The following is a 19,051-nucleotide window of genomic DNA, read 5'->3' on the forward strand; positions in this document are numbered from 1 at the left end:
TATACGGCATGCCGTGATCAAGAGGGATATCCTCCCAGTTCCCAAGGGGACACGGCGTAGGGCGAGCGGGCGGGGCCTATGGCTACCGCTGGCGCCCGCCGCCGAAACTAGGCACTTGGATCTTCACGTCAGCAATTTGGTCGGAAGCTCAAGTGCTACGGCTCATGCCACCAGTCCCTTGGTCAGTTCGAGCGCCTGCCGCTCGAACAGTCGGCGATAGATGCCGTTGTTAAGCCGGATGAGTGCTTGATGGTCGCCTTCTTCGACGATCTTTCCTTTGTCGAAAACCAGCAGCCGGTCGAGCGCCCGCACCGTCGATAGGCGGTGCGCGATCACGAGTGTCGTACGACCCTCCATCAGGCGCTCCATGGCCTGCTGGATCTGCACTTCGCTTTCGCTGTCCAGGCTGGAGGTCGCCTCGTCCAGGATCAGCACGGGTGCATCAGCCAGAAATGCCCGCGCGATGGCGACACGCTGACGCTCGCCTCCCGACAGCTTGACCCCGCGTTCGCCCACCATCGTCTCATAGCCCTTCGGCAGGTCCATGATAAAGCGATGCGCACTGGCCTGTTTCGCTGCATTCTCGATCTCACGCCGGGACGCGTTTGGCCGGCCATAGGCGATGTTTTCGGCCAGAGTGCGATGAAACAGGATGGGCTCCTGCTGCACGATAGCGATCTGGCCACGCAGGCTCGATTGCTTGACCTGGCCGATATCCTGTCCGTCGATTCGGATCGAACCGGACTTCACGTCATGGAGGCGCTGGATGAGCTTGACAAAGGTCGTCTTGCCCGAGCCCGAATGTCCCACCAATCCGACCCGCTCTCCCGGTTTGATCGTGACCGAGAAATCGTCGTAGAGCGGGGTAGGATGGGCACCGTACTGGAAAGTGACGCGATCGAACACGATTTCGCCCTCACCGATCGTGATGGCCTTCGCGTTCGGCTTATCCTCGATGCCCAACGGCGTTTTGTCGAGCAGGACAAGTTCCTCCATGTCGTTGACAGCGCGCTGCAGGTTTCGAATGTCTTGCCCCACCGAACGCAGATATCCCTGCAGGACGAAAAACATCGCCAGGACAAATGTGATATCGCCGGGCGTCGCCAGCCCCCGCTGCCACATGACAAGACCGGTACCAAGAATGCCGGCCTGCATGAAGACCATCATGAAGCCCTGGATCGTGCCGTTCAGTGTCCCGCGCTTCCAGGTCCGTCGCGTTCGCTTGTCCCACTTGGCCAATACGTGGCGCAAGCGTTCCTCCTCACGGATTTCAGCACCGAAAGCCTTCACCACCGAGTTGCAGCTGATGGCATCAGCCAGAGCACCACCGAGCCTGGTATCCCAGGCATTGGCAAGCTTCGCCGCCGGCGACACGAAGCCCACCGAAAGCATCACGGTCACGCCGATATAGATCAGCGATCCGGCAGCCACGATCAGGCCCATGATCGGCCAATAAGTGCCCAGCACGATACTCGCGCCCACCAGCATGACGATCGAAGGCAGCAGGGCTACGAGCAGCAGGTCGTTGAGAGAATCGAGCGCCCACATACCGCGGGTGATCTTGCGTACCGTCGAGCCGGCGAAACTATTGGCATGCCAATCGGTCGAGAACCGCTGGACCTTGTGGAAGCCATTATTGACCACATCCGCCATGATGCGCAACGTCAGCCGTATGATCCCGTTGAAGATGAACCAGCGCAAGGTGACACTGGTCAGGCCCAGGGTCGCAACGACAGCGAAGGCACGTATTGCATCGCCAGCCGCATCGCCGCCGGCAATCGCATCGACAATCTGGCCGGAAAATACCGGCACCAGAACTTCAGCCAGCGTGCTGGCGATTACCAGCAGGATGATGATGCCCACCAGCGCAGGGCGATAGGCCCACTGACGAAAAACAAAGCCGAGTACGTTGCGATAAGCATCGGCGCGGAAGTCGAGCTTCTTGCGAGTCATTTTAACCAGTCCGACTCCGTATTTGGCAGTCGGCCCCAAAATCGAGAGTTAATAGACACAGTCGCACGGGAGACGAACTAATCCCGGCAGATCGATCGAGCTGTGAAGGAAATTAAAAACCGCATGTCGCGCCCTGTGGCGGGCCGCGAATGGAAATGACCTAGTGTCGGATCATTCCGGACGGGAGGGTTTCGATGAATGCTGATGTCATGCAACGCCTCCTGTGATTGATCTGCTGCGGTAGGAATTCTGTACCGAACTATTTCGTTTTTGCCAACCCAATATTTTCTACTTTGCGGAGAATGATGCCCGAATGCCACACCATTTCGGCGCATCCGCCTGATCGAACCGATGGTCGCTGGCGCGCCGCGTAGGCTGCCGGTCGCGCAGCGATCCGGCGGTCCAGTCATCGGCAGACACCTCAGAAATCCCGCCAACCTTGTTACTCCCATGTATCGGCTGCCCGGGACTAAGCTTCTCGACGATCATCAGGAAACCCCTCCTGATGGGCGGTCAGTTACAGGAGCATGTCTTGAACATCGAAAACAAAACGGTCCTGATCACAGGCGCCAATCGCGGCATCGGCCGGGCTCTTATGGACGAAGCGCTGCGGCGCGGTGCAAAGCGTGTCTATTCGGGGTCGCGTAGCGAGCAGCGTCATGACGATGAACGCGTCACCTTCGTCAAACTCGACATAACCGACGAGCGCGACGTCCGGGAGACCGTCGGGACGATCGGGAAGCTCGATATCCTCATCAACAATGCCGGCATCTTCATGCCTGACGATCTCGGCGACGCTGACATCATCAATCGCCATCTGGCGGTCAATTTCTTCGGGCCGCTGAAAGTGACTCAGGCCTTTCTTCCTGCATTGATGCGATCGAAAGGCGCTATCATCAACAACCTCTCGCTATCGGCGCTCGTGCCGGTCGCCTCCACGCCGGCCTATTCGCTTTCGAAGGCGGCGGCACATAATTTGATGCAGGCCTTTCGAGCGCTCCTGTCAGCGCACGATGTCACGGTACATAATTGTTTCACCGGGCCCGTCGATACCGACATGACACGCGGCTTCGAGGTGCCGAAGTCGCCGCCCGGCCTGGTGGCAGCCGGAATATTCAACGGCTTCGAAAGAGGCGAGGAGGATATCTTTCCAGACCCCTATTCCGAACGCATTGCAGATGGCTGGCACACCAGCGTCATCAAGGCTCTCGAGCGGGAATTTGCCGCTTATGTTCCGCCGATAGCTGAGGCGGCTCTGGACTGTTGTCACCACTGACGCTCTGTTTGCACCGAATGGCATTGCCGTGCCGCTCGGCGCAAACGGCTGCCATTAATTCATAGTGCTGATCCGAACCAGGTGTTCAGGTTCCAGGTTTGACGTCGGCCACGACAGCCTGCCAGCCGCGGGCAACCGCTCCGGCACAGGCATCTTCGATGCGATCAAGCATGGCATGCAGTGCCTCGCGTTCACCCTCGGATAGACTTTCGAGTATACGCGCTTCCATGGCCTGGCCGATGGATACGATCTCTTCGAGCACCTTGTAGCCTTCGGCTGTCAGTTCGACCGCAGAAAACCGCCGGTCACCGGCACCGGCATTGCGCCGGGCAAAACCTAAAGAGACCAGTTGCGCTATGCCGCGGCTGACGGCGAATTGATCCAGCGCACCGGCATGACAGATTTCCTTGCTCGAAAGCCCGGGTCGGCCGCCGGCGATTGCGAGAATTCGCCACGACGCTTGCGACAAACCATATCTTGGCCCGTAGTAGGACGCGAGCAGCTCGGCGGTGCTACTTGCCACGAGAAACATTCGATAGGGTACCCAGCGATCCAGCCGAAAGGCCGGCTTTACCGCCGTCCCATCCTCGCGTTCCTCCGCCAGCCCCTTATCAGGTTGATCATTTTTTAATTGCATATTGCAGCTATATTCCAGCGAAGTTTCGAAAACAAGCGGCCGATCGCGGCGGCAATCAAGCGAGCAGCAGCCTGTCCTCGGCAATCTCGCCGCCACTCGCCGCTCCGAACAAGGCGATCAGGCCGGGTACATCATAGCCGGCCCGTTCATCCCCCGCGACGTCAAGCACGATGCGTCCACCGCTCATCATGATGGTGCGCTCGCCATAGTCGAGGGCATGGCGCATGCTGTGCGTGACCATCAGCGTGGTGAGGTGCTGACGTTCGCTGATCTCAGCCGAAAGCGCCAGGATGCGCGACGCTGCCTTGGGATCGAGCGCTGCCGTATGCTCGTCGAGAAGAAGCAGCTTCATCGGCAGCAGTGTCGCCATCAGCAGGCTTACCGCCTGTCGCTGGCCGCCGGAAAGCGTGCCGATCCCCGCCTTGAGCTTCCTTTCAAGTCCAAGACCGAGACTGGAAAGCTGTTCTTCAAACCGCGCGCGTCCATTCCGGCGGCCGAGAGCGAGGGACAGTCCGCGCCGCCCAGCGCGCGCGGAAGCGAGCGCGAGATTTTCCTCAACCGTAAGAGCCTCGCAGGTTCCGACCCGGGGGTCCTGGAAGACGCGGCCGATGAATCGCGCCCGTGCCTGGGTCGACAACCGCGTAACGTCGACGCCGTCGATGACGATCCGACCCCGATCGGGCGGAGTAGCGCCGGCAATGACCGAAAGCAGCGTCGACTTTCCGGCACCATTGCTGCCGATGACGGTTGCGAACTGCCCTTGTGGGATCGCCAGGGACAGGCTGCGCAGTGCGGCCACTTCGAGAGCTGTCCCCGGGTTGAACGTGACCGATATCGTATCGAGAATCAGCATCATGAGGCCGTTCCTTCTGCTTTCGATGGCTCAGGCAGCCGGGTACGCCTTATGGAGGGCAGCTTCTTCAACCGCGTTTTCGAAATCATTACGGCGACGGCAACGACCAATGCGGTTACCAGATTGAGATCCTGTGCCTGGATTCCGATCACGCCGCCGTCGAGCGCCAGGGCAATAACCAGCCGGTAGATCAATGCACCGAGGATACAGCCGAACGTGGCTCGTGCGACCGATCCTGCACCGACGACCGTTTCGCCGATAATGACGGCGGCAAGACCGGTGACGATCGTGCCGATACCCATCGAGACATCGGCAACGCCCTGGCTTTCGGCATAAAGCGCCCCGGCAAGTCCGACGAGACCGTTGGCGAGGGCCATGCCGAGCATGACCATGCGGCCGTTGTCGACGGCCTGTGCCTCGGCCATCCTCGGGCTGGCGCCGGTTGCACGCAAGGCCAGACCCATTTGCGTGGCAAGGAACCAGTCTACGAACATCTTTGCGGCCAATATGATGCAGAGGAGCAATACCGTATTGGCCCAGACCCCGAGCGCTGCGATCCCGTCGATCCAGGAAAAGATGGTATCGGTCCCATAAAGTGAAACATTCGGCTTACCCATGACGCGCAGATTGATCGAGAACAATGCGACCATGGTCAGGATCCCTGCGAGAAGGTTCATGATCTTCAACCGGACCGACAGGAACGCCGTGACGAAGCCCGCAGACGCGCCCGCGGCAAATCCGAGGAGCGTTGCGATGATGGGCGGCACGCCCGCCATGATGGTCGATGCCGCGACCGACGCGCCGAGCGGGAAACTGCCGTCGACAGTTAGATCCGGAAAATCGAGCACCCGGAACGAGAGATAGACGCCAAGGGCAACGAGGGCAAACAGCAGGCCTGCTTCGCAGGCGCCGGAAAGGGCAATCAGGCTCATTGGTCGATCACCTTCGCTGCGCTCTGTGTCATGGCTTCAGAGAGAGTGACGCCCATCTTCTTGGCCGAGGCGAGATTGAGGTAGAGATCCTCGCTCTCCAGCGTTCCGACCGGGATGTCGCCCGGCTTTGTGCCGTTCAGAACTTTGGCGGCAATCTCGCCCGTCAGCCGTCCCAGCTTGTAATAATTGAATCCGAGTGCAGCCATCGCACCCCGCTCGACCGAATTGGTGTCGCTGGCATAGACCGGGATCTTCGCGTCGACGCCGACCTTGACCACGCTTTCGACAGCGGAAACCACCGTGCTGTCGGTCGGCAGGAGGATCACATCGGCCTTGCCGACGAGGCTGCGGGCGGCGTCCGGCACCGCGGCCGACTGTGCCGCCGTCGCCTCGACGATACTCATGCCGATCTTCGCCGCCTCGGTTTTCATCTCAGCCACTTGTGCGACGGAATTGGCCTCGCCAGCATTATAGAGGACGCCGATCTTCGTTGCCGTTGGCGTCAGTTTATGGATCAGTTCGAAGGTCAGGTTCAGAGGCTGCTTGTCGCTGGTTCCGGTCAGCGTGCCGTCTGGTTGAGCGAAGCTTTTGACCAATTTCGCGGCGACGGGATCGGTCACAGCCGAGAAGACGATCGGGATTGCTCCTTTGGCTGCGGCCTGGCAGGCCTGGGCAGACGGTGTGGAGATGGCAACGATCACGTCGGGCGATTTGCCGGCAAATGTCTTGGCGATCTGCGTCTGCGTCGGCATGCTTCCTTGAGCGCTTGCGATGTCGAGCGTGACGGTCTTGCCGTCGACGAAGCCGGCATCGGCCAGTGCATCGACGATCCCTTTGCGGGCCGCATCGATGGCCGGATGCTCGACGATATAGGTCAGCGCCACTGTCTTGTTCGCCGCAGTGGTGACCGTGGCGGAGAAAGACAGGAGCAGGGCCGAGAGGGTCAGTGCGTGTACGAAAGCGGTTCTGCGTTTCACCGGAGCAATCTCCTTGTAAGGTTTTGGCAATGACGGGTCAGGCGGCAAATGGTGACTGCGGGCGGGGTGACATGGGTTCGCGGGCGGAAACCTGCTCGGGCCGCAACAGCATTGGAGGAAGGCGAAGCTTGGAAGGTCGAAGATCGGCAATGGTGGGCGCACCCATCATTGCCTGGGCGACGTCGAGTTCGGCGGCGATGATGGCAAGGGCTCTGAACACGGCATTCTCGCCGCCACTTGCCAAGGCGTAGAGTGTCGCACGTCCGAGCTGCACGGCCGTTGCTCCAAGCGCCAGCGCCTTGGCAACATCGGTGCCGCTGCGAAAGCCGCTGTCGACCAGGATTGCGAGCTTGCCCCCGACGGCGCTGACGAATTCCGGCAGGATGTCGATACTCGCGACGGCTCCATCGAGTTGCCGGCCGCCGTGATTGCTGACCACGATGCCGTCAAGCCCAAGCTCGGCTGCCCGGCTGCCCTGCCTCGGATTGAGCAATCCCTTGAGGATCAGCGGTCCCTTCCAGCGATCCCGTATGAAGGCGATATCGTCCCAGGACACGGTCGGGTCGAGCTGCTGTTCCATCACCTCGGCAATCGTTCCTGCGGATTTGAGGTCGAACCCGGCTTCCATGACTTTCAGGCGTGGAGCGCCGGTCATGGCCATTCGCAAGGCCCATCCGGGATGGGCCGCAAGGCTCAGGAGCTTTCTGGGCGTCCAGCGGAACGGCAGCGAAAAGCCATTGCGGGCATCGCGCAACCGTCTGCCGGGAATGGCGTTGTCGACGGTAATCTCGAGCGCTTCGAAGCCCAGCGCTTCGGCCTGCTTCAGGAGCCTGAGGCTTACCTCGCGGTCCCGGAACAGGTAGAGCTGAAACCACTTCCTGCCTTCGCCGGTGGCTGCCACGGCTTCCATGGTCGCGCTGGCCGCCGAACTCATGACAAAGGGGATTCCCGCCTGTCCGGCGGCCCGGGCCAGCGCCTGGTCGCCTGCGGGCCAAGCCGCGCCTGCCAGTCCGGTCGGTCCGATGATGACTGGCATTGTGAGCGGCTTGCCAAAGAGCGAGATGGCGGCAGAGCGAAGGCCGACGTCGACCGGGGCGGAGCCGACGAGACGGATCCGATCTAGTGCCGCCCGGTTTTCGCGCAGCGTCAGCTCCGAGCCGGCGCCGCCGTCGAAGAAGTCAAACACCATTTTCGGCAATGCGCGCCGCGCGGCGGTTCTGAAGTCGGCGATCGATGCCGGACCATGCGGATTGGACATAAATTCTCACTACCTCCCTGGTTTATGGATCTCGCTCAATTGAAAGGCGGCGCCTCGGCGAGATTGAAAATCTTGCCCGGATTCATGATGTTGTGAGGATCGATGGCGCGTTTGATCGCGGCCATGACCCGGATGGCAGGCCCGTGCTCCGCGACAAGCGCTGCTATTTTGCCGTGGCCTATCCCATGCTCGCCGGTCGACGTTCCCTGCAGCGTGATGGCGCGGGCTGCGAGACGCTTGGTCAGAGCCTCAACCCGCTGGCGCTCATCGGCATCGGCGGGATCGAAGAGGACGCAAAGATGGAAATTGCCGTCACCGACATGGCCGCAGATCGGTGCGAGGAGGCCAAGATCCCGCACGTCATCCTTGGCGGCGAGTATGGCCTCGACAAGCCGCGATACCGGGACGCAGCTATCCGTGGGAAGGGCACTTGCGCCCGGACGTAGCGCAAGATTGGCCCACCAGATATCATGGCGTGCCTGCCAGAGCCGGCCCCTGGCCTCCGCCGATACGGCGGTATCGAACCGACTGGCGCCTGCGGCACGCGCCTCCTCCTCGATGAACGGCAAGGCGGCCTCGACCGCCGCGCGGCTGCCGTGCAGTTCGATAAAAAGCGTTGGCTCGACCGGCAGGGAGAGTTTTGAATAGCGATTGACGGCCTCCACCTGCAGTTCATCGAGCAGTTCGATGCGTGCCAGGGTGTCGGTGAGCCTGGTCGCGACTAGCACGAAGCCGACCGCCTGTTCCAGCGTGGAGAAACTCGCCGAAATCGCAACGATGTGGTCCGGAATCGGATGCAATTTGACGGTGACGTCGGTTACGATACCGAGCGTACCTTCCGATCCCACCCAGAGACGTGTCAGATCGTAGCCGGCAGCCGATTTCCGAGCATGGCTTGCGGTGCGGATCCGATCACCATTGGGCAGGACGACGCCGAGCGAAACGACGTTGTCTTTCATCGTGCCATAACGCATGGCATTCGTGCCGGAGGCGCGTGTCGAGGCCATTCCGCCAAGTGAGGCATCCGCGCCGGGATCGACGGGAAAGAACAGCCCTGTATCGCGCAGTTCAGCGTTCAGGCGCTTGCGGGTTACGCCTGCCTCGACCGTCGCTGTCATGTCGTCCGGTCGAATCGTCAAAATCCGATCCAACCGTGAGAGATCGATGCATATTCCACCCATGAGGGCTGCAATATGTCCTTCGCAGGACGTGCCGGTCCCAAACGGGATCACCGGCACGTCAAAGGCGTGGCAAGTCGCCACGATACGCGATACCTCCTCCGCCGTATCAGGGAAAACGACCGCGTCCGGCGGATAGGACGGATGCCAGCTTACGTCATGGCCATGCTGGTCACGCACGGCCGGCGCCGTTGTCAGCCGATCGCCAAAATGCAGCTTCAACTTCGTGATTGCGGCGTCGACAAGATCGCCATGGCGTCCGTGGTGGTTCACTGCGATCGTCATCGTCCCGCCTCCTGCTGGCTATCGGACCATCGAAAGGCGGCCGGAGGCTTGGTCCCCCATGACGAGAGATGTTCCTCGCTGCGGTTGCGCAGATGGCGGCTCGCCATCGGAAATGTCCCGAGCACGACCAGCTCCCGAGCATGGCGGGCGAGAGTATCGAGCGCATCGGCCACCTCCGGTGTGGCCGGATCGCCCTCGAACTCGCAGAGGAAGCGGGACGGCACGAATTGCCCGCCGACAAGGTAGCTTTCGATCTTGGTCATGTTGATGCCGTTTTCGGCAAATCCGGCAATGGCATGGTAAAGGCAGCCCGGCCGGTTCTGTGTGCGGAAGACGATCGTCGTCAGAAGCTGTGTTTTCTGCTCGGCCGCTTGAGGTTCGGCAGACAGCACATAAAACCGCGTCGTGTTATGCGGATCGTCTTCGACATTGCGTTTGAGGATATCCAATCCGTAAAGGTCGGCGGCGAGATCCGAAGCAATCGCGGCTTCGCTCGGATCCTCGCAGGAGGCCACCAGCTCGGCGGCGTGGGATGTCGTCGGCGCGGCGATGGCCTCGAGATCGAGCGCTGCGATAAGCCGGCTGACCTGACCAAGTGCCACGGGATGCGAACGCACCCTCCTGATACTTGCAAGCGATGCGCCCGCCGGTGCCATCAGGCAATGTTCGACGCGCTGAAAATGCTCGCCGACGATATGCAGACCACTGTCGGGCACGATTCTGTGCACATCCGGCACGCGCCCGACCAGGCTGTTTTCGCATGGCAGGAGGATCCGGTCGACTTCACCGCGGACGGTGCTGGCGATCGTGGTCTCCAAGCTCGGCAGGGCAATGCGGTCCGCGAATGGGAACGCTGTTCGGCAGGCAACATCCGCGAATGCACCGGGCCGACCGTTATAGCCGACCTTATGGACTGTTGTGTCCGAGCCGAGTTTCGTGCCAACCGGATGCGATGCGCTTGCATTCGGATCGAAAGGGATCGCGGGGGAAGGGGTCTGGGACCCAGGGTTTGCGGCGGTCGAAGTCATAGGCGATCTCCGAAGGAAATTTGTGCACGCCAGGTCACGCCGCGGGCGGTATTGTGCCGTCCCGCGTCGAGCGCCTGTCATCGCTCATCCATGATTAATTTGCGGTCGGCAGCCTTGTTGTTTCCATCACCGTCATCGGCCAAAGCAGGGCGATGCCGTTGCCGTCGGAAACGATGTCAAGATGGCGTTCCGCTGCAACAAGGCAGTCGTCATCGGTGAAGATCTCAGTCGCCGAGAACAGCAATCGTAGAAAATGTCCAAGATCCGCCTTGGTGTCGAAGCGCCAGCGGGTGGTGACATCGGTAAATTGAGGCTTGTCCCATCCGGTCAGAGCGCACAGGCTCGTTGCAAATTCCCGCGAAAGGAAAGAGACCTCGTGGCCGGTACAGCAACTCAGCGCGATGAAATCGTCGAAATAGGCGGCAAGCCGCGTTCCGGCGAAGATGTCGGCAATCACCAGCTTGCCGCCGGGCCGCATATGCGCTGCGATCGCCTTCCAGGCGGCAGTCTTGTCGGAAATATGATGCACGGCGCCGCGCGACCAGGCCATGTCAAAATCGCGGATCGGCAGGTCGAGCATGTGCGCTGCCTGACCGAAGACCCTGATCCGGCCATCACTTTCGAGTTCGAGATCCTCAAGCTGCTCGGTGGACGGATCGGTCGCGACCAATAAGCCGGCAGGGCCGACATCTTCGGCGATCGCGCGGCTGAAATGACCGTTGCCGGCGCCGATTTCCAAGACGCGTCGGCCGTCGATCGGCTGCAGGAAGCGGCGCATGGCGGCAATATCGTCAAGCCAGGCATCGGGAAAGAGATGGAGTGCATCACGGTAGGTCGCCGAGCGGCGGCCGGAAAAGACGATCTCAGATTCGATCGGTGTCGAGGACATATACATGACATATGCCTTCCAAAATTGTTGCGGTTCGGACATCTCCCTAGATTCTAGTTATACGGGTAATCACGGTGCGATTTACCTCTTATGATTAAAACTACAACACGGATTTGCTAGGAAATCAATTGCTATTTGCAAGTAATTTAGACATGCATAAACTTTGGGCAATCGCTCTGATTGGAGGCACTTTACCCGAGGAAATAGCCGGTTCTGAGGGAATATTCTTCACAATGGCGGCAGCGCGTCGCAACTGCAGGGGTGAGCTGCGAAACTACAGTGGGACCATTATCGCAACACGCCAGCCTCTGTGACGGGTAAGGCCCGATCGCAGATGGCATTGTGATTGCCCAGTTTCAGGCGTTGAGCACCAGGATATTGCCAAGAAGGATTGTCGCGCCACCAAAGGCAAGACGGGTATCGATGTGCAGGCCTTCGAAAATGACCGAGATCGTTATGGCCACAATCGGAACAACGGTCAGCGCATAGGCCGCCCGTGCAGGGCCGACCTTCTCGATGAGCGTGAAATACATGAGGAACGTAACGCAGGAGGCGACAATTGCGAGATAGGCGAGCTGCGCCAGATAGCCAGCGGTGACAGGTGTCGTAAGAGACGTGCCGACAACGACCGCCCAGGCGACCCCGAAACCGCATCCGCACAATGCGCCCCAACCCATGAGCACCGGGATCGGCAGGCCGCGCCGCTGGTTGCGTGCAGCAATCGCTGTCCCTGCACCCGTCGCCACCGCCGCGACGCCTGCCCAGACGAAGCCCGTCACGGTTTGCGGGTTGAGATGCAGCGCGAAGATCTGTGGGGCGGCGACGATGCCAAGACCCAGAAGACCACAAATTATGCCGATCGTCGCGCGGCGGCTTATCCGCAGATTCAGAAGCAATCGGCTGACGATGGCCGCGAACAGCGAGGAGCTCGATAGCACCAAAGCTGCAATCCCGCTGGGAATACCCTTCGTCGCCTTATAAAAGGCGATGAAGGCAAGTCCGAAAAACAACACGCCTTGCAACGCCACCCAAGGACGGTCGCTGCGGGCTATCGTGATCGGTCTGCCGGTGGCGATCGAAAATCCGAGCATGCCTAACCCTACGAGAAACATGCGGATTGCGACCGACAATTCGGGAGCAGAAGCGCTTGCTTGGAGGGACGTCACAATGGCGCCAGAACCCCAGAAAAGTACGGTCGCGAGAAAGAGGGCTGCGGTCATCTCACATCCTTTGTAGCTGGAATCCAGGCAAGTGCCTGCTTTGGCGTGATGCGCATGGGATATGAGGCATAATGTCGATCATTTACTTGTAAAATGCAACTAATAGAAATTCATATTCTCGGCGCCATCATAACCCTTGGCTCTCAAGCGCGGCGACATCGGGCGCGGAAGTTGAGCAACGTCGATGTCCCTGCAGAGCTCTCCCGTGGTGCAATATGGCTCGCACCGGTGCCGGTTCTCACCGCTATGACCGACGGGTGGAGCTCTCGGCGAGTTCAGGACCGGCGCCGAGGAGGAGACCCCTGGCAGGTCTGCCAGGAGATAGTTTTCAGTTGCGCCTCGAAGCCGCGAGCACGGCCCATCCGTGCGATGGCAGTCGGACCGACGTTGCGCGACCGGGAAAGGTCGTTCTCACCTCGGCAGCTCCGGCCAGCACATCGCCGCCACCCGGCGCAGAGAGAATGGCGTCGCCATCACTGAGATTGAGCGCCACGAGAAGGCTGTTGTCGTCCGCTTCCATGGCCCAGACGGCCTCCCGCTTTGTGAGGTGAATCTTGCGGCTTCTGGCTTTGAAAAGCCAGGGGTGACGACGGCGAAGGCCTATGAGCTGCTGATGAAGTCGGTAAGTCGACCAGCCGAACGGTGCCAAACCCTCCGGCGTCGAGGGAAAGGCAGGCCGGACCGCATCATCGCCGCCCGCCCGGTTTTCCTTGATACCTCGAAAGGCCTGCTCATCACCCGCGTAGATGGTTGGCGTACCGCCGATGGTCAGTAGGAGTGCCAAGGCGTGGGCAAGGTGCCGTTCGTCGGTCAGCCGGCTCGCCAGTCGTGTCACGTCATGGTTTCCAACGAAGGTGAGCGGCTGGAAATGCTCGAGGAAACCGTTGTGCCGATCGAGCGCCCATTGCAGCTCGAACAGATTGCCGTCGTTGATCGCGCTCCAGATCGCTTTCCACAATTCGTACTGCGTCACGGCGTCGACGCCCGTGTCCGCCACGATCCCCTTGTAATCGCCATGAATGACCTCGCCGAATATGTAGGCGTCGGGATGGTTTCGGCGCACATCCGATAGCACAGTCTTCCAGAACGGCCGAGGGACTGCATAGGCTGCATCGAGCCGCCATCCAGAGGCGCCCCGGTCCAGCCAGTGGTTCATCACGCGCGTCACATAGGCGATGACATCCGGTGACTCATGATTGAGTGCGACCAGTGCGTGATGTCCTTCGAACGTCGCATAATCGGGCTCGCCTGCGCTGTCCGCGCCGCCGAGCCAGCGGAACCAGCCCGCTTCAACGGAAGTTGGGCCGCTCTCAAGAGCTGCCCGGAGAAGCGGAAAGTCCCTTCCGACATGGTTGAAGACACCATCGAGAACGACCCGCAATCCGCATCGTTGCGCCTCGGTGATGAGCTGGTCGAAATCCCCGCCATCTCCCAGGCGAGGATCTATCCGAAAATGGTCTATCGTGTCGTAGCCGTGCGTCGATGAGGCAAAGATCGGTCCCAACAGGAGACCTGATGCCCCCAGCGCGACCGCATAATCGAGCCAATCCACGATGTGGGCGAGACGATGACGAAGGCCGGTTTCCGCATGCTGCGCGGCCCCTACGAAACCGAGGGGATAGAGATGCCAGAAGACGGCATTATCGATCCAGCGAGTCATGAAGCCCCGTATCCCGTTTGCCATGGCCATCGAAGGCCAGCTTGAGCATGATGTCGGCGGCCGCGATCAAAGCCGTGCGCTCCTCTTCTGAAAGCGCTCCCAGCATTGCATCGCGCAACCACGCCTGACGCGCGCGTAAATCGTCCGCGAACACGGTCTTGCCCTTCTCCGTCAGAGCGATGATCAACGCTCGCCGGTCGGTCGGGTCTCTCCGGCGTTCGATCAGCCCGTCGCGTTGGAGACCGGCAATGATCCGCGTCAGAGATTGAGGTTGAAGGCGCTCCTCGGCGGCCAGTTGCACGGCCGGCGTTGGTCCAAGGCGACCGAGCGTTCCAAGAAGACTGATCGCGGCCAGCGTCACCGCGCCTTCCGGGCGCTCCGAGCGCAAGCGCCGCCCGAGCGCGAGGACGGCACGGAGCAGGAAGAGAGCTTCTTGATCAAGATCTTTCGCCATATGCTACGCATAGCGTATCAATTGGAGAAAGGCGAGTCCTCTCCTGCCGACGCCGGTTGTCCACCAAGCGAATCCCGGCAGAATTGTTACTCCCGGCCTCTCGCCATTCGGCGGTAATTCTTTCATGGCGACCGTTTGGATCACAGCTCCTAATGGCAACTCAGCGTGAAAGGAGAAGCTCATGAACACCGACAATGAATTGACCAGAACCCTCCCGAATCATCCCTCCGTCGTTTCGGCCAGCGAATGGCGCGCGGCGCGGCAGGCGATGCTGATCAAGGAAAAGGCACATGTCAGGGCGCGTGATGCGCTTGCCGCCGAGCGCCGGAGGATGCCTTGGATGGCCGTCGAAAAGGATTATGTGTTTGAAGGGCCCGACGGCAAAGCCAGCCTGCACGACCTTTTCGCAGGGCGCCGACAGCTGATCGTCTATCGCGCCTTCTTCGAGCCTGGGGTCTTCGGTTGGCCCGATCATGCCTGCCGCGGCTGCTCGCTTGGCGCGGACCAGGTTTCCAATCTGGTCCATCTAAACGCACGTGACACCACTCTCGTCTACGCGTCTCGCGCATCACAAGAGGATATCAGGCGACTGAAGACGCGCATGGGGTGGGAACACATCCCCTGGTACACGATCACAGACGACTTCGATCGAGATTTCGGGGTCGACGAATGGCATGGTCACAATGTCTTCATTCACGACGGCGGCCAGATCTACCGTACCTATTTCACCGATAATCGCGGCGACGAGGCATTGGGCACCGTTTGGAGCTATCTCGATCTAACCCCGCTTGGGCGACAGGAAATCTGGGAGGATTCTCCGGCAGGTTATCCGCAGGAGCCTCCGTATAAATGGTGGAACTGGAATGATAACTACGAGACCGAGGTAACACCCAGTGCGCGATGGGCAGAGGTATCGGACGCAGGCGAGGCGGCATTCCGCAATGGGAAAGCCGAGCCGAAGCGATAAGGGCGGCCATCCACGGTTCGAAGCAACCGGCACTATCAGGCATGGACGCATCGCGGTGTGTCCTGTCGGCCTGCGGACCCACATTCTACGGCTGAGTTTTGTGCAGCGTCGATGTTGGCTCAGGCCGGTGCGACCCAACAGTCTCTGCGAACTTCGGCCACCGCTTAAGCGGTGGTTGACGCGGAAGTTGTGGGCTGCAGGTCGAAAAGACGTGGCCGGTCCGTCCTTCCGCTGGACGATCAAACGACGAAAACCTAAAAGAGATCAAACCGCGTCATGACGGAGGAGAAACATGAAGCGCATCGAGATGGAGGTGAGTGGCGGCTGCCAGTGTGGTGCCGTGCGCTACCACGCAACCGCTATGCTCGACAATTCGCATCTCTGCCATTGCCGCATGTGCCAGAAAGCCTCGGGCAACATCTTTGCCGCGCTGGTCGCGGCGCCGGATGATGCGCTCACCTGGACACGCGGCAAACCGAGCGTCTGGAAGAGTTCGGAACTTGTCGAGCGCGGTTTTTGTGCCAATTGCGGCACGCCGCTGTTCTTCCACCACCTCGAAAACGGTCGCACCAATTTGATGATCGGTTCGCTTGACGATCCCAACGCCTTCGCGCCGCACGCCAATACCTGCACCGAGAACATGGTGACATGGTTCGATACGATCACAGGCATAGAAAATACCGGCGCGACTGAGAATAACGGCGTCGATTGGGCCGCGGCGATCAAGGGAAGCAACAACCAGCACCCCGACCACGATACCGCCTCATGGGCGGTGAGGGCGCGCGACGGCTGATCCCATTCCGGCGGTTGCCGGTGCGGCCCTGTCTCTCGCGGCTATTTCGAATAGTCATCATGCCCGAAACGGACGATAGCAACAGCCTACTGTCGAGATGGTGCATGCAGAGTGAATGAAGGTCTGCTCGCCCCTGTTGACCCGCGGCGGAACCGCTCCGCACGATCTGTTTCTCCAGTTCACAACCGCGCATTCTCATCCAAGATGGAACGCGGAACGGTCTAACTGCATTTAGATGGTTCCATTCATGGGGATGCGAGACATGCATGGCAAGGTGACACGACATCGACATGGCAGGATTGGTAATCGAAACCTCTTTATCCGCGAAGCCGGACCGGTAGATGCTCCAGCCCTGCTTCTGCCGCATGGTTATCCATGTTCGTCCTTTCAATTCCGTCGCCTCATGCCGGCTCGTCTGGGGGCCGCAGGACGGCTACATGCCGGCGGAATCGGCCCGCGCTTATCTTCGCGATGTGCCGGAGGCGGAACTGCATCTCATTGAGGATGCCGGTCACTGGCTGCTGGAAACACACTTCGATGACGCTCTGCCGCTCATCCGCGATCTCTCCCGAACGCTTCACTAAAACCCCAACCTATTGAGGAGTCACTGGCACGTCACCGAAAGGAGCCCAATCATGGTTACGAAGCCGACCATTGCACGCATCTGGCGCGGCCGCACGCGTCGAGACATCGCCGATATCTACGAGCCTTACATACGAGCTGAAGGCATTCCGCCACTTCAGAAGGTTGCACTCGGCGTTCAGCTCTTCCGCGAGGATCGTAAGGACGAGACTTGGTTCACCACCATCTCCTATTGGCACGACATCGAGGCGATGACCGCCTTCACCAAGGGCGAACCCACCAAGGTGCATCACCTCGACCGTGATGCCGAACTGCTGATGGAATTGCCTGAGCAAATCGAAATCCACCGCATCCTAGTCGACGACCAGAACCTGCGTTGATCGGCATGTCGCTGATCTGGGCCTGACGTCGCGCTATCGCACAAGAGGAAGCATCGCAAAAAGGCCGGGGGCTGAGCCCATGTCCTTCCTGCATCGCATCGCTGGCGACATCGCGCTGGATCTCGCCAATACCGTGTCCTGGTGTGGTAGGGATCGCGAGATCGATCATCTGGCAAGCGCCGAGGACATTGTGGCGTGGGCAAAGGAAGGCGGTTTGGTTGCAGGCAGTTACGCCATAGATGCGAGCGAATGCGATATGTTGATCAACCGCACCCGTCGTTGCGCTCAGCGATAGGTGAGGCTGGCGCTGCGATTGCGCAGGGTAGGGAACCTCCCTCATCTGCCTTCGACATCATCCGCGATCTAGCTGCGGGCGCCCTGCAGTCCGCTACTGTCTCGGGAGTTCCCGCAATCCTCGAATTTGAGGGCATTGATCAGATTGTCGGCACTATCGCCTGGGCCGCGTTGGATCTGCTTCGCGGCGACGAATTATCCCGGCTGAAGCAATGTCCGCCAGACGATTGCCAATGGTTGTTCATCGACCGCACGAAGAATCTTTCGCGTCGCTGGTGCGACATGGCTACCTGCGGCAATCGAGCCAAGAAGCACGCACATCGACATGGCGCCTGATGCTCAATTGACGACGGCACGCTGGCCACCGCACGGTCTTTCTTCTTCTCAACCGCTATAGCATGTTCTCAAGGTAGATATCCCGGCCGCAATCCGGCTCGGGATCGCCGGGCTCCGGTCATGAGATGCCCTCCGCTTCTGATGTGGAACGCCGCAAATCCGGAATTGCCGGGACGGGATTGCTCGGATCGATGGTGGCGAACGCATAGAGATTGCCGGAGCAACTAAAGTCATCTCACAATCCACTCACAAGATTTTTATAAATTAGATTTGACTAAATCCGATCTCGCTATTTTCTTCCCGCCACCCGTACCTATCTCGCACTTGCGAAATGATCGCGCATTCCAACCCGCCGGGCATGGGTACGCCCCCTGCCTGCCGTCCGGCCCATCACAAGGACTCGACAATGGGTGATTTGCTCAAAGGAATCTCCAGCTTTCGCGGTGCCGTGTTTCCCGATCATCAGGCACTTTACCGCCGGCTGGCGGAAGAAGGGCAGCAGCCGCACGCGCTGATGATTTCCTGCGCCGACAGCAGGGTGATGCCCGAAACGATCACGCAATCAGGCCCCGGCGAACTCTTCGTCTGCCGCAATGCCGGAAACATTGTTCCGCCGTTTTCCACGGCGAATGGCGGTGTATCGTCGGCGATCGAATATGCCGTCGTGGCGCTCGGCGTTCGTGACATCATCGTTTGCGGGCATTCCGATTGCGGTGCGATGAAAGGGCTCTGCCATCCCGATCTTCTGAAGCCGATGCCGAATGTCGCTGCCTGGCTGAAACACAGTCATGCGGCCCATTCGATTGTTTGCGAAGCCTATCCCGCCGATCTGCCCGAGCGCCAAAGGGTTCGCGCCATCGCCATGGAAAATGTCGTCGTCCAGCTGGACCATCTGCGCACCCATCCTTCCGTCGCCGCCAAGCTGGCGACCAGTGACATCACTTTGCATGGCTGGTTCTTCGATATCGAGACAGGAGAGGTGCTTGTTTATGACGGTGGGGCGGCTCGCTTCACGGAAATCCTCGAGGACAGGCCCTTGCCTGTCGCTGTCACCGGGCGCGGTCGTCCGCATGTGATCCCTCAAGCCGCGGAGTAGGCC

General features: G+C 60.1%; 20 protein-coding genes. 8 read left to right on the forward strand and 12 right to left on the reverse strand.

Annotated features, from left to right (window positions below; genetic code table 11):
- Positions 1–162 precede the first annotated feature (162 nt).
- A complete protein-coding gene (locus DQ393_RS31000) occupies positions 163–1,953 on the reverse strand; it encodes an ABC transporter ATP-binding protein (RefSeq protein ID WP_112345516.1) in 1,791 nt (596 codons plus the stop codon).
- Between the two features lie 532 nt (positions 1,954–2,485).
- Between DQ393_RS31000 and DQ393_RS31010 the strand changes: the two genes are divergently transcribed.
- Positions 2,486–3,229 (forward strand): SDR family NAD(P)-dependent oxidoreductase, encoded by a 744-nt coding sequence (locus DQ393_RS31010; protein ID WP_112345897.1) that lies wholly within the window; start codon positions 2,486–2,488, stop codon positions 3,227–3,229.
- Between the two features lie 85 nt (positions 3,230–3,314).
- Here the strand turns inward: DQ393_RS31010 and DQ393_RS31015 are convergent, their stop codons facing one another.
- From DQ393_RS31015 to DQ393_RS31065, 11 genes are all read right to left on the reverse strand, one after another.
- The gene (locus DQ393_RS31015) at positions 3,315–3,866 is read right to left on the reverse strand and encodes a MarR family winged helix-turn-helix transcriptional regulator (RefSeq protein WP_112345518.1); all 552 of its coding nucleotides are present in this window, start codon (positions 3,864–3,866) and stop codon (positions 3,315–3,317) included.
- A 55-nt stretch (positions 3,867–3,921) separates the two neighbouring features.
- Positions 3,922–4,719, reverse strand: a complete 798-nt coding sequence (locus tag DQ393_RS31020) for an ABC transporter ATP-binding protein (protein ID WP_181592471.1) — start codon at positions 4,717–4,719, stop codon at positions 3,922–3,924.
- Positions 4,719–5,651: an ABC transporter permease gene (locus DQ393_RS31025; RefSeq protein ID WP_112345520.1), complete on the reverse strand. Its 933-nt coding sequence runs from the start codon at positions 5,649–5,651 to the stop codon at positions 4,719–4,721. The genes DQ393_RS31020 and DQ393_RS31025 overlap by 1 nt, the downstream gene beginning before the upstream one ends.
- A complete protein-coding gene (locus DQ393_RS31030; RefSeq protein ID WP_210209448.1) occupies positions 5,648–6,628 on the reverse strand; it encodes an ABC transporter substrate-binding protein in 981 nt (326 codons plus the stop codon). Before DQ393_RS31030 ends, DQ393_RS31025 begins: the two co-directional genes overlap by 4 nt.
- A gap of 37 nt (positions 6,629–6,665) precedes the next feature.
- Positions 6,666–7,886 (reverse strand): alpha-hydroxy acid oxidase, encoded by a 1,221-nt coding sequence (locus DQ393_RS31035; RefSeq protein WP_112345522.1) that lies wholly within the window; start codon positions 7,884–7,886, stop codon positions 6,666–6,668.
- Between the two features lie 35 nt (positions 7,887–7,921).
- The gene (locus tag DQ393_RS31040) at positions 7,922–9,349 is read right to left on the reverse strand and encodes an FAD-binding oxidoreductase (RefSeq protein WP_112345523.1); all 1,428 of its coding nucleotides are present in this window, start codon (positions 9,347–9,349) and stop codon (positions 7,922–7,924) included.
- Positions 9,346–10,377, reverse strand: a complete 1,032-nt coding sequence (locus tag DQ393_RS31045; protein WP_112345524.1) for a prephenate dehydratase domain-containing protein — start codon at positions 10,375–10,377, stop codon at positions 9,346–9,348. The genes DQ393_RS31040 and DQ393_RS31045 overlap by 4 nt, the downstream gene beginning before the upstream one ends.
- A 94-nt stretch (positions 10,378–10,471) precedes the next feature.
- Complete coding sequence (locus DQ393_RS31050) at positions 10,472–11,272, reverse strand: class I SAM-dependent methyltransferase (RefSeq protein ID WP_112345525.1); 801 nt, start codon at positions 11,270–11,272, stop codon at positions 10,472–10,474.
- Positions 11,273–11,622: 350 nt separating this feature from the next.
- Positions 11,623–12,486 (reverse strand): DMT family transporter, encoded by an 864-nt coding sequence (locus DQ393_RS31055; protein WP_112345526.1) that lies wholly within the window; start codon positions 12,484–12,486, stop codon positions 11,623–11,625.
- A 328-nt stretch (positions 12,487–12,814) separates the two neighbouring features.
- The gene (locus tag DQ393_RS31060; RefSeq protein ID WP_112345527.1) at positions 12,815–14,146 is read right to left on the reverse strand and encodes an alpha-amylase family glycosyl hydrolase; all 1,332 of its coding nucleotides are present in this window, start codon (positions 14,144–14,146) and stop codon (positions 12,815–12,817) included.
- Positions 14,127–14,600 carry a MarR family winged helix-turn-helix transcriptional regulator gene (locus DQ393_RS31065; RefSeq protein ID WP_112345528.1) on the reverse strand — a complete coding sequence of 158 codons (474 nt, stop codon included), beginning with the start codon at positions 14,598–14,600 and terminating at the stop codon, positions 14,127–14,129. Before DQ393_RS31065 ends, DQ393_RS31060 begins: the two co-directional genes overlap by 20 nt.
- 181 nt (positions 14,601–14,781) lie before the next feature.
- Between DQ393_RS31065 and DQ393_RS31070 the strand changes: the two genes are divergently transcribed.
- The 7 genes from DQ393_RS31070 (at position 14,782) to DQ393_RS31095 (ending at position 19,048) form a co-directional block, all read left to right on the forward strand.
- The gene (locus tag DQ393_RS31070; RefSeq protein ID WP_112345529.1) at positions 14,782–15,567 is read left to right on the forward strand and encodes a DUF899 domain-containing protein; all 786 of its coding nucleotides are present in this window, start codon (positions 14,782–14,784) and stop codon (positions 15,565–15,567) included.
- A gap of 292 nt (positions 15,568–15,859) precedes the next feature.
- Entirely contained in the window at positions 15,860–16,360 is a 501-nt protein-coding gene (locus DQ393_RS31075; protein WP_112345530.1) for a GFA family protein, read from the forward strand.
- Between the two features lie 341 nt (positions 16,361–16,701).
- Positions 16,702–16,944 (forward strand): alpha/beta fold hydrolase, encoded by a 243-nt coding sequence (locus DQ393_RS31080; RefSeq protein ID WP_432422049.1) that lies wholly within the window; start codon positions 16,702–16,704, stop codon positions 16,942–16,944.
- 51 nt (positions 16,945–16,995) lie between these two features.
- Positions 16,996–17,322 carry an antibiotic biosynthesis monooxygenase family protein gene (locus DQ393_RS31085; protein ID WP_112345531.1) on the forward strand — a complete coding sequence of 109 codons (327 nt, stop codon included), beginning with the start codon at positions 16,996–16,998 and terminating at the stop codon, positions 17,320–17,322.
- A 79-nt stretch (positions 17,323–17,401) separates the two neighbouring features.
- On the forward strand, positions 17,402–17,617 hold the full coding sequence (locus DQ393_RS33700) for an ABATE domain-containing protein (protein WP_210209449.1): 216 nt from the start codon (positions 17,402–17,404) through the stop codon (positions 17,615–17,617).
- Positions 17,572–17,952, forward strand: a complete 381-nt coding sequence (locus DQ393_RS34370) for a CGNR zinc finger domain-containing protein (protein ID WP_210209450.1) — start codon at positions 17,572–17,574, stop codon at positions 17,950–17,952. The genes DQ393_RS33700 and DQ393_RS34370 overlap by 46 nt, the downstream gene beginning before the upstream one ends.
- Before the next feature lie 406 nt (positions 17,953–18,358).
- On the forward strand, positions 18,359–19,048 hold the full coding sequence (locus DQ393_RS31095) for a carbonic anhydrase (protein ID WP_112345532.1): 690 nt from the start codon (positions 18,359–18,361) through the stop codon (positions 19,046–19,048).
- Positions 19,049–19,051: the final 3 nt, after the last annotated feature.

Source organism: Martinezella tropici (genome assembly GCF_003287875.1).
GTDB classification, from domain to species: Bacteria; Pseudomonadota; Alphaproteobacteria; order Rhizobiales; family Rhizobiaceae; genus Rhizobium; species Rhizobium tropici_C.

Coding starts and splice junctions, on each gene's coding strand:
- DQ393_RS31095 (WP_112345532.1), top strand. CDS start 18,359: ATGGGTGATTTGCTCAAAGGAATCTCCAGCTTTCGCGGTGCCGTGTTT.
- DQ393_RS31080 (WP_432422049.1), top strand. CDS start 16,702: ATGCTCCAGCCCTGCTTCTGCCGCATGGTTATCCATGTTCGTCCTTTC.
- DQ393_RS31055 (WP_112345526.1), bottom strand. CDS start 12,486: ATGACCGCAGCCCTCTTTCTCGCGACCGTACTTTTCTGGGGTTCTGGC.
- DQ393_RS31020 (WP_181592471.1), bottom strand. CDS start 4,719: ATGCTGATTCTCGATACGATATCGGTCACGTTCAACCCGGGGACAGCT.
- DQ393_RS31070 (WP_112345529.1), top strand. CDS start 14,782: ATGAACACCGACAATGAATTGACCAGAACCCTCCCGAATCATCCCTCC.
- DQ393_RS34370 (WP_210209450.1), top strand. CDS start 17,572: ATGCGATATGTTGATCAACCGCACCCGTCGTTGCGCTCAGCGATAGGT.
- DQ393_RS31045 (WP_112345524.1), bottom strand. CDS start 10,377: ATGACTTCGACCGCCGCAAACCCTGGGTCCCAGACCCCTTCCCCCGCG.
- DQ393_RS31060 (WP_112345527.1), bottom strand. CDS start 14,146: ATGACTCGCTGGATCGATAATGCCGTCTTCTGGCATCTCTATCCCCTC.
- DQ393_RS31065 (WP_112345528.1), bottom strand. CDS start 14,600: ATGGCGAAAGATCTTGATCAAGAAGCTCTCTTCCTGCTCCGTGCCGTC.
- DQ393_RS31035 (WP_112345522.1), bottom strand. CDS start 7,886: ATGTCCAATCCGCATGGTCCGGCATCGATCGCCGACTTCAGAACCGCC.
- DQ393_RS31075 (WP_112345530.1), top strand. CDS start 15,860: ATGAAGCGCATCGAGATGGAGGTGAGTGGCGGCTGCCAGTGTGGTGCC.
- DQ393_RS31040 (WP_112345523.1), bottom strand. CDS start 9,349: ATGACGATCGCAGTGAACCACCACGGACGCCATGGCGATCTTGTCGAC.
- DQ393_RS31000 (WP_112345516.1), bottom strand. CDS start 1,953: ATGACTCGCAAGAAGCTCGACTTCCGCGCCGATGCTTATCGCAACGTA.
- DQ393_RS31025 (WP_112345520.1), bottom strand. CDS start 5,651: ATGAGCCTGATTGCCCTTTCCGGCGCCTGCGAAGCAGGCCTGCTGTTT.
- DQ393_RS31015 (WP_112345518.1), bottom strand. CDS start 3,866: ATGCAATTAAAAAATGATCAACCTGATAAGGGGCTGGCGGAGGAACGC.
- DQ393_RS31085 (WP_112345531.1), top strand. CDS start 16,996: ATGGTTACGAAGCCGACCATTGCACGCATCTGGCGCGGCCGCACGCGT.
- DQ393_RS33700 (WP_210209449.1), top strand. CDS start 17,402: ATGTCCTTCCTGCATCGCATCGCTGGCGACATCGCGCTGGATCTCGCC.
- DQ393_RS31050 (WP_112345525.1), bottom strand. CDS start 11,272: ATGTATATGTCCTCGACACCGATCGAATCTGAGATCGTCTTTTCCGGC.